This is a genomic window from Pontibacillus sp. HN14, assembly GCF_021129245.1.
GTDB lineage: Bacteria > Bacillota > Bacilli > Bacillales > BH030062 > Pontibacillus.
The window spans coordinates 1,616,944-1,630,002 of record NZ_JAJOLR010000001.1; the positions used below are offsets into that span (position 1 = coordinate 1,616,944).

Genomic DNA, 13,059 nt, shown 5'->3' on the forward strand with positions numbered 1-13,059 from the left:
CACATTAAACCCAATCAATTGAAATCCAACCTACGAAAACAATTGTAAAAAGGACTACCTTCTCACAAAAAGAATCCCGGCACATAACCGAGATTTTGAATGAAACGAGAGAGGCTCCCCTAAAAAAGGAGAAACCTCTCTCGATTACATATAATGAATGGGCATAACGATTTCACCAAATCATTGGTAAATATTACGCACTTTCTTTTGGTGTTTCATTTTCATCTTGAACAGTGCCATCATTGAACACAAGCTTCGGACGACCATTTTCTTTCGTAACGGTATCCGCTGTGATAATACACTTATCAATATCTTCACGAGATGGCAATTCATACATGACATCTAGCATGATTCCTTCAATAATGGAACGAAGTCCACGAGCACCTGTTTTGCGTTCAATTGCTTTACGAGCAATTTCACGAAGGGCTTCTTCTTCGAACTCAAGTTCAACATGGTCAATTTGGAACAGTTTCTGATACTGCTTCACTAGCGCATTCTTAGGTTTTGTCAGAATCTCAACTAATGCATCTTCATCAAGAGATTCAAGGGCACCGATAACAGGAAGACGACCAATAAATTCAGGGATAAGACCATAGCGTAACAAGTCTTCAGGAAGTACCTTCGTTAGAACTTCTTTCTTCTCCATGTCTTCAGCCGTTTCTTGTTCAGAACCAAATCCAATTACCTTCTTACCAAGACGACGTTTTACGATTTGATCAATTCCATCAAATGCACCACCAACAATGAATAGAACATTGCCTGTGTCAATTTGAATGAATTCTTGATGAGGATGTTTACGTCCACCTTGAGGAGGAACGCTTGCAACTGTGCCCTCAAGAATTTTTAGAAGGGCTTGCTGTACACCTTCACCAGATACGTCGCGAGTAATGGATGGATTTTCAGATTTACGTGCAACTTTATCGATTTCATCAATATAGATAATACCTTTTTCAGCTTTTTCAACATCGTAATCAGCTGCTTGAATTAATTTAAGAAGGATGTTCTCCACATCTTCCCCAACATAACCAGCCTCAGTAAGAGATGTAGCATCCGCAATAGCAAATGGTACATTTAAGATACGTGCTAATGTTTGGGCTAGTAATGTTTTACCACTACCTGTTGGTCCAAGCATTAGAATATTACTTTTAGCAAGCTCTACATCATCAGCTTTTGTCGCTGCGTTAATACGCTTGTAATGGTTATAAACAGCTACTGAAAGTGATTTCTTAGCATAGTCTTGCCCAATTACATAATCATCCAGAATTTCGTTGATTTCCTGAGGTTTAGGTACCTCTTTAAATTCAACTTCTTCTTCGTTCCCTAGCTCTTCTTCCACAATTTCTGTGCATAATTCAATACACTCATCACATATATAAACCCCAGGTCCAGCAACTAACTTGCGGACTTGATCTTGAGTCTTACCGCAGAAAGAACATTTAAGTTGCCCTTTCTCTTCGTTAAATTTAAACATGCATTTCACCTCACAAAGTATATGTCACACTAAATCTATAAAAAAACCTTTACAAACTATTGGTTAAACATCCAAAACCTTTCTTTACGACATCATACCAAATATCATGAGTCACTAAAAGTAAAAAAACTTCCTGTTCGGAAGATTCTCTCACTTCCATTTGTATTCATTATGTACGTGAGTGTATGAATAGTCAACATATGTGCAGTAATCCAAAAGTATGAGTGGGCTGGGAATGTAAATCCAATAAGCGATGATTTAGTATATATGTATTTTTCCATACTTGGGTTCATTCCATACCCATAAAAGGAATTATTATATGTAAAAACAAGGCACGAACAAATCGCGCCTTGCTTTCATTACTTCAAACCGCCAGAAAGTACAGTTACTTTCTTATGCCGTTTTACTTTCAGAATCTAAGAAATCAATTGCTTTTTTGATCTTAAGATCTTCTTTAACTGCGTCAGTGTTGCCACCAAGCATTTGCTTAAGGTTGTCAACATTTGTCTGATACATTGCAGCCATGTTTTCAAGCTCTTCATTGATATCTTCTTCTGTAACTTCAACATTTTCTGCATCAGCAATTGCTTCAAGAACAAGGTTAGTCTTAACGCGCTTACCAGCATCTTCTTTCATTTGCTCTTTAAGTGCGTTTTGGTCTTGACCTGTGAACTGGAAGTACATGTCTAATGTCATGCCTTGCATTTGAAGACGTTGTTCGAATTCTTTCATCATACGGTCAAGTTCAGTCTCAACCATAGCTTCTGGAATTTCGATCTCAGCGTTATCAGTAGCTTTATTTACTAGCTCTTCGCGCTTAGCATTTTCAGCTTCTTGTTCTCTTTCTTGTTGTAGACGTTCTTTTGTTTTCTTCTTAAGTTCGTCCATAGATTCAACTTCTTCGTCGACATCTTTCGCGAACTCATCGTCTAATTCAGGAAGTTCTTTCGCTTTGATCTCGTGAACTTTCACTTTAAACGTTGCTTTCTTACCAGCAAGGTCTTCAGCGTGGTATTCTTCTGGGAATGTAACTTCTACTTCTGTTTCTTCTCCAGCAGATTTACCAACAAGTTGCTCTTCGAAACCAGGAATGAATGTTCCAGAACCGATTTCTAATGAATAGTTGTCGGCCTGTCCACCTTCGAATGCTTCGCCATCAACGAAACCTTCAAAGTCCATTACAACAGTGTCACCGTCTTCAATAGTACCTTCTTCTTTAACAACTAGTTCAGCTTGCTTTTCTTGTTGTTCTTTTAGTTCGTTCTCAACGTCTTCATCTGTAACCGTTGCATCTTGAGCTTCAACTTCAAGACCTTTGTAGTCGCCAAGTTTAACTTCTGGCTTAACCGTTACTTTCGCAGTGAAGATCAGGTTTTTACCTTTTTCGATTTGTTCAACATCAACTTCAGGACGATCAACTGGAGTGATTCCTGTTTCGTCAATCGCGTTTGAGTACGCTTCAGGAAGAATGATATCTAGTGCATCTTGATATAAAGATTCTACACCAAAACGTTGTTCGAAGATCGGACGAGGTACTTTCCCTTTACGGAAACCAGGTACCTGGATATCCTTAACTACTTTCGCGAATGCTTTGTCTAAGGCAACCTTAAATTCAGCAGCATCAACTTCAACAGTAAGTTGGCCTTCGTTACCTTCTAATTTTTCCCATTTTGCAGACATGATTTTCCCTCCAACATCTATTTTTCATACATTATTCGTTCGTTCAGTGTTCTTAAGTTTTGTAACAAAAGATTGAATGCGTAATTTGCAACCACCTTATTATAACATAATCTATTGTGCTTTCAACAATCTTCTACAAGCCTATACAGCATGATACCTTTACAGTTTATTCCTCGTCTAAAACAGCGAAGTATTGCCCTTCATAATATGAAATTTGCTGTTTCCAAGCTTCTACTTCTTCTTCCTCTATGTATTGGTGGAATGGAAACTGAACATCGTCCAACTGCAGGGAAGATGCTCCCAATTCATAAAACGCCTTCGCCAATGCAGGCAGTTCATGATCCTCTGGCATAATCGGGAAACGAACATACATATAGCGAAATACGAGCTGTTGTATAAACTCAAAAAGGGTAGGATTGTCTTGCTCTACTCGTTCAAGTAAATATAAAAGCTGCTTGGATGAAGCGTGAGAAAGGATATCAGGCAGTTCAATAGGATTAACCATGACTTCTGAACCGAGTTTTCTTACTTCTACCTTTCGATCTACCCTTTGTTCTTGCATCCACTGCACAAGCGCGGTTTTAATAACAGGCTCCACATCGTCTTTAATTAAGTACGGGGAGATTTCAGTCATGAAGGGCTGAATATCTTGCTTTCGTAACATCGACAAAAGCTGCCATTGTTTCTTTACATTATGTGTATCCAAAGCTATGAGCAGTTCGTCAACCGCTTCAATATTTTCAGTTCGTGTTTCATCCGTACGCAGATTTTCGGTTATGTCATACAGTTGCCAAAACTGCTTACGAAGATCTTGTGGAATGTCTTCAGATTGAAACACCTCGTCCAACAAATCGAGCAAGTCTTCATATTTCCCTGTTTGGAATAAAACCGTTAAATAGATATGTAAGTATTGAAAATAATGCTCTTCATCTTCTCTCATAAGCTTTTGACAAAGTTCTTCCACTTCATCGTATTGACCTAATTCCATAAGGCAGATCAATTTACCCGTCATGATTTCTGAATTTGCCGCTTCAAAGTCAATGAGTTTATTAAAAGACTGAAGTGCTTCTTTATAATTCTTTTCTTTTAAAGCGGCTAATCCGTCTTGCTCTAATGACGACTTCCATTTGGGAAATATGACGACATCAGCCTTTTGTTGAGTCATAGTCCATCCTCCCTCAGTTCAATTTACGTATGTAAGTTAACCAATCTTTCTCTTCATTCCCTACCCACTACTGCTACAAACTTGATTCGATATAAAGTAGAAATCTCCTTTAATCTCATTTATAAAACAGGAAGCATTATCTTCTTTAAGGATACTCAACTATTATTAAAAAATCCAGGTTAGTGAATGAAGTTTTACGCTACATGATTCCCGTTTCTTCTCTATTTTATACGGGAATAGCCAGATATACATATGTAAAAAAAAGACTCTAGGAAGGCCCTAAAGTCTTTTTTGAAAATTTTCTATGTCCCAGGAGAGATTCGAACTCCCGACCTACGGCTTAGAAGGCCGTTGCTCTATCCTACTGAGCTACTGGGACGTAATGTAAGAAAAATCAAAAGATATTATTAACTATATGATTTTCGAATTGCAAATATGTATATTGGAGCGGGTGATGGGAATCGAACCCACGACATCAGCTTGGAAGGCTGAGGTTTTACCACTAAACTACACCCGCATTTAAATTGAAGTGCTCTTATGTATGTGTTCATCGATGCTTTCTGTCGAAGCGAACAAAATTTATTATAAGGACTATAAAGAAATATGTCAACACATTTTAGGCAGAAGTTTTAACTTCTGCCTAAAAAATTTGTTTCATAGGTTAAATCTGAAATGTTTTCTCCTTGATCATTATAGAAATGAACGTGGACCGACTGCTGTTGATCCCATGTGACAATCGCATACGTTTTCTCCGGATGATTACGAGGTAAACGAATGCTGCCTGGATTGATGAACAACTTTCCATTCACCATCTCAGCACCAGCGATATGAGAATGGCCAAAACAAACAATATGCGCTCCTACCTCATCTGCCCGATAGGACAATGGCATAAGTGTCGATTTCACCCGAAACAGATGGCCATGGGTGACAAAAAAGGACATATCCTGTATAGATTCTTGTAATTCCTCAGGATATTCTTCGCTAAAATCACAATTTCCTTTCACCTTCATAAATCCATCCATTTCTTTTGAACGGTACTCTAATTCAGAATCCCCGCAATGAATCATGCCATCTACTTCATGGGCATGACGGTCTTTGATGTTCTGAACTTGTTCAGTTAATCCATGACTGTCGCTCACGATTAATACACTTGGCATGATAATCCTCTCCTTATTTCAATAACTCACGTATCGTTGTCTCGATTTTTTCGAGCGCCTCGCTTCGATGACTTATTTTATTCTTCTCATCCGCACCGATCTCGGCCATCGTCCGGTTATAGCCATCAGGAATAAAGATTGGATCATACCCAAATCCAGTCTCCCCTTGAGCTTGCTCAGCCAGACGGCCTTCACAAGTGCCCCGTTCAAAGATGACTTCTTCGCCCGGGAGGCTAAGAGCTAATACACAAACAAATCGAGCTTTCCGGTTCTGTTCCCCATTTAACTCTGACAAAACTTTTTCCAAGTTATTTTTATCATTTTTAGGTTCACCTGCATAACGGGCAGAATAAACGCCAGGCTTCCCTTCTAATGCATCCACTTCAAGACCAGAGTCATCGGCAATGACCGGCATATTAAGGAGAGATGAAATCGTTTCTGCTTTCAGCTGTGCATTTTCCCAAAACGTTACTCCGGTCTCCTCAACTTCAGGCACATCCTGATTCAGATCTTCTAAAGATAACGTTTCTATATCATATTTCGAAAATAATTGACGGAATTCGCGTACTTTCCCCTGGTTGTGTGTGGCTACAACAAGTCTCTTCATTTCAAATCTCCCCTTACTTACTGATTGCGGTTACGATCGATATGAGCACTCCATTCCCCTATAGCAGCCTTTTGCTGATCAAATAACTCAGAAATACCGCCTTGGGCCAGCTCAATCATTTTCTGAAGCTGTGGATAAGAGAAAGTGGCTTCTTCACCAGTTCCTTGCAGTTCTACAAACTCTCCATTCCCTGTCATAACCACGTTCATGTCAACTTGAGCTTCGGAATCTTCCACATAACAAAGATCTAATATCTCTTCTCCTGTAGGCAAAACGCCAACTGAAGTCGCTGCAAGGTAGTCTTTAATAGGTAGTTTCTTAATTGTACCCTGTTTTACAAGCTTACCAAATGCAAGAACCATGGCAACAAATGCACCAGTAATAGAAGCCGTTCTGGTTCCTCCGTCAGCTTGGATTACATCACAATCTACCCAAAGTGTTCGCTCTCCAAATTGCTCAAGGTCCACAACAGCTCTTAAAGAACGACCAATTAAACGTTGGATTTCCATTGTACGGCCTGTCACTTTACCTTTTGAAGATTCTCGTATATTTCGTTGCTGGGTTGCTCGAGGAAGCATCGCATACTCAGCTGTTACCCAACCTTTTCCCTGACCTCTCATAAAAGGAGGAACGCGGTCTTCTATGCTTGCATTACAAATTACTTTCGTTTCACCAACTGTAATTAAGACAGATCCTTCCGGGTGCTTTACATAATCGGTTTCTATATGTACCTGTCTTAACTCGTTTTCTTTTCTTTCATCCGTTCTCATGTTTCGTCCTCCTTCACTTAATCCTAGCTCATCTTAACATATTTCAGAGCAAAAGTTTACTTTAAAACGACAAAACCAAGGCTTCTGAACGCTTTATAAATAGTTTGATAAGCACGAAAAAAGAGGCTTGTTTTATGCCTCTTTTTTCATATCTAGTATGCGCCAAAAGCGAGAATTAAAATCGACCTGTATTTACCATTTCAGGGCGCGTCACAGGTTTTGTGAACGCATTTCCTTCTTCATCATAGATTTCTTCAAAATCTTTTACTTTAACCGAGACCGCTTCGACATCATCTCTTTCCGTTAAGGACAATACTAGGGAATCCATAACCTTCTTCGAAATGACGGACTGATCTTCGAAGTTACTTAATACGTTTTCATTAAATGTGAGGGAAAGGACACCATCCTCTACAGTTGGCTCTTCCGTTAATTGAACCCCATCATTAAATACGTTTAACAGATCCCCTTTATACCCTGGGCCATTTACTAGTGTTTCAATAATGGTTGCGTAGTCGCTTTCAGAAGAACCTTCTACACGCTTTGTTACAGGAACATAGTAAAATTGGTCGTCATGTTGAGCAGGATAATAAACAGTTACAGAACGACTGTTAGAAATATCAGCAACATCCCCTGTTTCGAGGTTGATGCCGTTCGCTCGGGAGTATCCACTAGAAAGTGGCGTATTATTAACTGGCATAACATCAGTATCGTATCCGTTAATTTGCAACTTAATGCGATCAACATTCTCGAACTGTGTAAGGGTGTACGTCATTGATTCTAAAATTTTGATTTCATCCTCTGGACGGTATTCGATAAAATCCTTAGATACATCCACCACAAGCGTACCATCATCTAATATATCAAGACCATTGACCTCCGTTCCAGCAGGCAAGACTGCTTGAAAACCACTTGGCAAGAAGTCTGTGACAGGACCACCTTTAACAAGGTATTGTAGCACTTGTTTAGCTACATCATTGGTCTCTGGTTTTGGCAGAGGCACCGTTTGAGGAACGACCATGCCATTCTCATCTAGTAAGTACAGCTGGCGAGCCACTGTTTCTACTTTAATAACATCTGAGTTATCCGTTTGTCCCACATTTACACTTTCTTCTGTTGCCGCTGCCTCCCCTTCTACATTTTCCTGCTTAGGTTTATCCATTTCTTCTAATGATTGCTCCCCTTGAAAGACACACCCTGATAATAGAGCGACGCTAGTGACAAGACTTCCGCATAATAAAGCAGCACGCTTCCGCATGTTTTCCCCTCCTATGATGGTTTGTACTACTATATATACGAGCTATCAACTAAATTAGACCAACAAAAAAGCCTACTCTTTTAAAAGAGTAGGCTTTGGTCATTTATTCACCAAGTGAGATTGTTTCTATGTGGGAAATGTGGTCTTCAAACCATGAGTTTGCGATATCACCGAATAGTTTCGAGTCACCGGTGGTATAAAACTTGTGGTTCGGCACACGGTCTCCTTCATACAATCTACCGTAATAATCGAGTATGACACTCACTTCCTGGGCTGTTTCGTCCCCTGAGGATATGATAGTGATCTCATCCCCCATAACCCGATGAATTGTATCTTTTAACAAGGGATAATGGGTACATCCAAGAATAAGCGTATCGATGTGATTTGCTTTTTTCATTGGTTCTAATGTTTCTCTTACAACGTGCAGAGCTTCCTCCCCGCTAAAGAGCCCTTGTTCGACAAGGGGGACAAATGGCGGGCACGATAATGCATTGACCCTTATATCTGGATTGATATGTTGAAGGGCATTTGCATAAGCTTTGCTCTTTATGGTGCCTTCTGTTCCGATTACTCCGATATGTAAGTTCTTAGATACTTTGATGGCTGATCGGGCTCCTGGTTGAATGACACCAATAACCGGTATATCTAACTGTTCTTTTAGTTGTTGCAAAGTAAAAGCTGTTGCTGTATTACAAGCAATTACAAGCATTTTAATCTTCTTCATTTGCAAAAAACGAACCATTTCCCAGGTGAAGTTTATTACTTCTTCCTTAGGTCTCGGTCCGTATGGGCATCTTTTCGTATCCCCTAAGTAAACAAATTCTTCTTTTGGCAGTTGGCGCATTAACTCCTTTGCTACCGTTAAACCGCCTACTCCTGAATCAATAACCCCAATTGGTTGGTCCAACTCTATCGCCTCTATTCGCTCTTGTTGCTTTTTTCTTGTTGTTCTACATCCTTCATTTCTGTATGCATGCGCTGCAAAAACCCTTGCAATTGATCAACTTCCTCATTAGAAAAACTACGAAGAACCTGATCTAAATATGCCTGTCTCTTGTTAATTACTTCTTGAATAATGGATTCTCCTTTATCAAGGAGGTGAATAAGAACAACACGCCGATCCTTTGGATTACGCACTCGTTCAACCAGCTCATTCTTTTCCATCCGATCAATGAGGTCTGTGGTTGTACTGCATGCAAGATACATCTTATTCGACAATTCACCGATCGTCATATCACCAGATTCAAGAAGCCATTGCAAAGCAACGAATTGAGGAGGTGTTATAGGGTAATGGTTTAAAATTTCTCTTCCCGTTTGTTTAATGATGCCAGAGATGTGCCTTAGTTTCTTCTCCACATCTGCAATCTTGACTTCTGTCGTCGTAACCTTGTCCAACTTGTTACCTCCCGAGAGTCCTATTAGTATCATCCTACATTCATTGTTACGGTTTTCGAAAGAAATTGCAAGAATAAAAGCCGACAAGGCTACTCTGTTAAAAGTGCTGTAATATAAAATAAATACCGACCTTCCGAAGAAAGTCGGTACATTTTAGAGTTTAAGCTCCCCCATGCGAAGAAGCTCAATAACAGCCTGCGAACGCCCCTTAACGCCCAGCTTCTGCATAGCATTCGAAATGTGATTACGAACAGTTTTCTCTGAAATGAAGAGTTCCTGAGCAATATCCTTTGTGGTCTTGTCTTGCACTAGCAATTCGAAAACTTCTTTTTCGCGTTTCGTGAGTAATTGCTTCGGCTTATAGTCTTTTTCCTTCAAGCGCTAACCCCTCCTTGCTAACTTAGAGCTGCGGTTCGAAGGGTATTTATTTAGTCTTTACATCGTATGAAAGAAAAGATGAAGCTGTGCCACACAGACATTCCACTTTTTACTTATTTTTCAACTTTGAGAGATTAAACCAAGTTCCTTCGCCCGAATTAATGCTTCCGTACGTGAGCGAACCTCAAGTTTACTAAATATACCTGTAAGTGTGTACTCCACACTCCTTTGTGACATATGTAAATTTTGCGCAATATGCTTATTGGTCAGTCCTTTTGAAACTTCAATTAATATCTTTTGTTCTTTCTCATTAAGAGATAACGAGCTGGCATCGCCTTCCGAAGAAATGTGCTGGGTAGTAGCCTCGGCTCTTCTTAATTGTTTAAATAGATGCAACGGCACGACCACTTCTTCACGTAAAGCACAATGAATGGCTGTTACAAGCTGGTCTTTCGTTGCTGTCTTACTCACAAAGCCAGATATGTTCGATTCCACTAATAGATTAAAATGTGTACTAATATCAAACCCTGTATAAATCAATACTTTCATATCTGGATAGGTTGTCTTCACCCGCTTCGCAAGCTCTACTCCATTTAACCCTGGCATGTATAAGTCCAACAGTAATACATCATACGCATGTTCTTTAATTTGGTGTTCAGCTTTCAAACTGTCAGAGATGACTTCCACTTCCATATCGGCTTCCTGCTCTAGCATTGCTTTAGTGCCCATACCAACAGCAGGGTGGTCATCAACAATCAAAATGTTAATCATATAAACCGTCCCCTTCGTGATTTGCTGCATTGAAAAATGTAATGTTCATTTGGAATCCTTGCTTAGGAGCTGATTGTATACTCATTTTCCCATTTAAACCGTTCACTCTTTGTTCAATCCCTGATATCCCCATATGAGAGTAGGTTTCCATTCGCTTATTCGGGTTAATTCCTACTCCATTATCCTCGTAAATCAACTTCACATTTGAACTTTCACGGTATAAAAGAATAAATACCTGATCAGCCCTTGAGTGTTTCATTGCGTTCGTTAACAATTCCTGAACAATCCGATAAATACCAAGCACATACTGACTATCCAATTCAATCTGGAAGTCTCTTGAATCAAACGTTACCGTATAGTTAGAGCGAAGCTGGTATTGGTGAATTAAATTTTGCAACGAAGGCACAAGGCCCATTTCCTCTAAGAAAGGTGGACGCAATTCGTTACAAGTTTCTCGTATCAGATGAATATTATCGAGCAATTGCTCCTTGAAATTAAGCATATTATCTTTTACAACGGGTTCCATTGAATAATTCCGATTGACGAAATCATCCATCTGCCTGTAAAGATACAATTGTTCTTGCAGAACGGTATCGTGGAGGTCGATTGCAATTTGTTGACGCTCATTTTCAGCAAGAGAAAAAAGCAACCTCGATAACCAGGCTGGATAATTTTGCTGACGATCGTTCTTTACGTGCTGAAGTTCTTGAAAGAGGTCCTCAATCAGTAACAAATTCTCATGGGCGATATTGGTGTTATAAGAAATCGTTTGTAGGTAGCCTTTTTCATCTAGATTTAACTCTGTTCGATTTGGCTTCTCTGAAATATACAGATAGGTAATCTTACTAACCGTGTGACCGATCACAAGCACGTATCCTTCATGATCCTGCAGTTTTACTAAATTTCCAATATCACTTAACACGGGCTTCGACTTCTCCACACACTCTTCCATCAAAGGGAGTGGCACCTCTTGATACAAACAGAAATAGTTTGAAATTGTATTCTGAGAGAATATATATACTTCTTTTAAATCCAATACATCTAACAGTTCTCGCTTTAGCCTCTTAAACAACCCCACCGCTTCTCGTTCTTTCTTCATTTCGTGTATAAAGCGCTGTAGGCTTTGGTGATAGTTTTTCTTCTCTGAGAATAGATTTCTTTGGATCTGAAAATTAAAGATCTCTTTCACATAAAGGAAAATTACCAAAACAATTAAAATTCCAAATCCTAATTGCAGAAGATTTTGAATGGAGAAAGGATAATCAATTACCACTCCAACCAGCACGACAATCAACACCGTCGGAATCAAAGAAGAATAAGCATAATACCGTATCCGTCCCATTACAAAATCAATGTCTAATAATCGTTTCGCCGTAATCAGATAGATAAACGTAAACGGCATGACTACAAGAAACAAAGCGCTCGCTTCGCCTGACATCACCTGGAACCCGAATAAATAGTTGGGTAGCATAAACAAAAGGATAAATGGCGTAAAGGACATGAATAAACCAACAAGCATGTACTTTAGAATAGGGGCATATTCAGTCTGCTTATAACGTTTATACCCGATGATAATTAACGTTAATGCTATGCAAGTGAATGTAATAAACAATATTGAAATAAATTGAGGGTACCAGTCAGGGTAATAACCACTCAGCAAGCAAGCCGCCTCATAAGCAACAACAATAAAGGCAGCAATTTTCATCCAATTGTATACTTCAGATGCATACCACCTGCTTTTTAGCTCTCTGAAATAGCTGTCTACGAAATGTAAGAGTAATGCAGGCCCCATTAGCAACGTTACCGTATTGACTAAAGTAGAGATCGTGTCCCCTCTAGCAGAACCGCTACCAGATAAGTAGGCAAGGCCAACAGTCAAGAAGAATAATATAAGCCTGTTACCTGATTCATCATGCTTTTTATGAAACAGAATAAACATGGAAAGGAACAGCATGATTAACATAAATGAAGAAGGAAAGAGGATATAGAATAACCACTGGTCAAGGCTAACCTCATTTTCAATTTTAGAATACTTGACAGGTATACTTCCAGGGGCTTTAATGGTAATGCTATCTGCTTTTTCTACATTCTCATAGATTTGAACAGTAGGATATTTACTTGTCTCCATTCCGTTAACATCCACGACCCTGCTACCAATCTTTATATCTTGATTAGCCGCCCAGCTATGTTTTTCAACCTCCACCACTTCCCACAAATCCATTTCATTTTTTTCTACATTAATGCCTATATAAGGAATTTTTAGTATCACCATAATCAAATAGGCAGAAAGCAGAGTGAAGAGAATTGGAAAGAGATAGCGATAGATTCCTCTTAGAAATTTATTGTTCTGTATCATAAAGTACCCTCTATTTATGTATAGTTTTGAATTCATTATCGATCGTTCAGCCTT

Annotated in this window: 12 protein-coding genes and 2 tRNA genes; all 14 read right to left on the reverse strand. The window is 39.2% G+C overall.

The genetic code is table 11. The features are described from left to right. Nucleotides 1-193 precede the first annotated feature (193 nt). The 14 genes from clpX to LQ226_RS08455 all read right to left on the reverse strand — a co-directional run bounded on the left by clpX (nucleotide 194) and on the right by LQ226_RS08455 (nucleotide 13,041). Entirely contained in the window at nucleotides 194-1,471 is a 1,278-nt protein-coding gene (gene clpX / locus LQ226_RS08390; RefSeq protein ID WP_036784604.1) for an ATP-dependent protease ATP-binding subunit ClpX, read from the reverse strand. A gap of 393 nt (nucleotides 1,472-1,864) precedes the next feature. Next, a complete protein-coding gene (tig, locus tag LQ226_RS08395; RefSeq protein WP_231417372.1) occupies nucleotides 1,865-3,151 on the reverse strand; it encodes a trigger factor in 1,287 nt (428 codons plus the stop codon). Between the two features lie 166 nt (nucleotides 3,152-3,317). Next, on the reverse strand, nucleotides 3,318-4,316 hold the full coding sequence (locus LQ226_RS08400) for a tetratricopeptide repeat protein (protein WP_231417373.1): 999 nt from the start codon (nucleotides 4,314-4,316) through the stop codon (nucleotides 3,318-3,320). A 305-nt stretch (nucleotides 4,317-4,621) separates the two neighbouring features. Next, nucleotides 4,622-4,695, reverse strand: a tRNA-Arg gene (locus tag LQ226_RS08405). Between the two features lie 64 nt (nucleotides 4,696-4,759). After that, nucleotides 4,760-4,833 (reverse strand) — tRNA-Gly (locus tag LQ226_RS08410). 112 nt (nucleotides 4,834-4,945) lie between these two features. Continuing rightward, nucleotides 4,946-5,473 (reverse strand): metallophosphoesterase family protein, encoded by a 528-nt coding sequence (locus LQ226_RS08415; protein WP_231417374.1) that lies wholly within the window; start codon nucleotides 5,471-5,473, stop codon nucleotides 4,946-4,948. Nucleotides 5,474-5,486: 13 nt separating this feature from the next. Next, nucleotides 5,487-6,080: an XTP/dITP diphosphatase gene (locus LQ226_RS08420; RefSeq protein ID WP_231417375.1), complete on the reverse strand. Its 594-nt coding sequence runs from the start codon at nucleotides 6,078-6,080 to the stop codon at nucleotides 5,487-5,489. Nucleotides 6,081-6,097: 17 nt separating this feature from the next. Further along, complete coding sequence (gene rph / locus LQ226_RS08425) at nucleotides 6,098-6,850, reverse strand: ribonuclease PH (RefSeq protein WP_231417376.1); 753 nt, start codon at nucleotides 6,848-6,850, stop codon at nucleotides 6,098-6,100. 175 nt (nucleotides 6,851-7,025) lie between these two features. Beyond that, a complete protein-coding gene (locus LQ226_RS08430; RefSeq protein WP_231417377.1) occupies nucleotides 7,026-8,105 on the reverse strand; it encodes a GerMN domain-containing protein in 1,080 nt (359 codons plus the stop codon). 103 nt (nucleotides 8,106-8,208) lie between these two features. Beyond that, nucleotides 8,209-9,012 carry a glutamate racemase gene (racE, locus tag LQ226_RS08435; RefSeq protein ID WP_231417378.1) on the reverse strand — a complete coding sequence of 268 codons (804 nt, stop codon included), beginning with the start codon at nucleotides 9,010-9,012 and terminating at the stop codon, nucleotides 8,209-8,211. A gap of 11 nt (nucleotides 9,013-9,023) precedes the next feature. Next, nucleotides 9,024-9,500 (reverse strand): MarR family winged helix-turn-helix transcriptional regulator, encoded by a 477-nt coding sequence (locus LQ226_RS08440; RefSeq protein ID WP_370635463.1) that lies wholly within the window; start codon nucleotides 9,498-9,500, stop codon nucleotides 9,024-9,026. 153 nt (nucleotides 9,501-9,653) lie between these two features. Next, nucleotides 9,654-9,878, reverse strand: a complete 225-nt coding sequence (locus LQ226_RS08445; protein WP_036784583.1) for a helix-turn-helix domain-containing protein — start codon at nucleotides 9,876-9,878, stop codon at nucleotides 9,654-9,656. Between the two features lie 120 nt (nucleotides 9,879-9,998). After that, nucleotides 9,999-10,649, reverse strand: coding sequence for a response regulator transcription factor (locus tag LQ226_RS08450; protein ID WP_231417380.1), 651 nt, complete (start codon nucleotides 10,647-10,649; stop codon nucleotides 9,999-10,001). Beyond that, the gene (locus LQ226_RS08455) at nucleotides 10,642-13,041 is read right to left on the reverse strand and encodes a sensor histidine kinase (RefSeq protein WP_231417381.1); all 2,400 of its coding nucleotides are present in this window, start codon (nucleotides 13,039-13,041) and stop codon (nucleotides 10,642-10,644) included. The genes LQ226_RS08450 and LQ226_RS08455 overlap by 8 nt, the downstream gene beginning before the upstream one ends. Nucleotides 13,042-13,059: the final 18 nt, after the last annotated feature.

Excerpts from the sequence above, each read along its gene's own strand:
- LQ226_RS08450 (WP_231417380.1), bottom strand. The coding sequence starts at position 10,649 with ATGATTAACATTTTGATTGTTGATGACCACCCTGCTGTTGGTATGGGC.
- rph (WP_231417376.1), bottom strand. The coding sequence starts at position 6,850 with ATGAGAACGGATGAAAGAAAAGAAAACGAGTTAAGACAGGTACATATA.
- tig (WP_231417372.1), bottom strand. The coding sequence starts at position 3,151 with ATGTCTGCAAAATGGGAAAAATTAGAAGGTAACGAAGGCCAACTTACT.
- LQ226_RS08400 (WP_231417373.1), bottom strand. The coding sequence starts at position 4,316 with ATGACTCAACAAAAGGCTGATGTCGTCATATTTCCCAAATGGAAGTCG.
- LQ226_RS08430 (WP_231417377.1), bottom strand. The coding sequence starts at position 8,105 with ATGCGGAAGCGTGCTGCTTTATTATGCGGAAGTCTTGTCACTAGCGTC.
- LQ226_RS08420 (WP_231417375.1), bottom strand. The coding sequence starts at position 6,080 with ATGAAGAGACTTGTTGTAGCCACACACAACCAGGGGAAAGTACGCGAA.
- LQ226_RS08415 (WP_231417374.1), bottom strand. The coding sequence starts at position 5,473 with ATGCCAAGTGTATTAATCGTGAGCGACAGTCATGGATTAACTGAACAA.
- clpX (WP_036784604.1), bottom strand. The coding sequence starts at position 1,471 with ATGTTTAAATTTAACGAAGAGAAAGGGCAACTTAAATGTTCTTTCTGC.
- LQ226_RS08455 (WP_231417381.1), bottom strand. The coding sequence starts at position 13,041 with ATGAATTCAAAACTATACATAAATAGAGGGTACTTTATGATACAGAAC.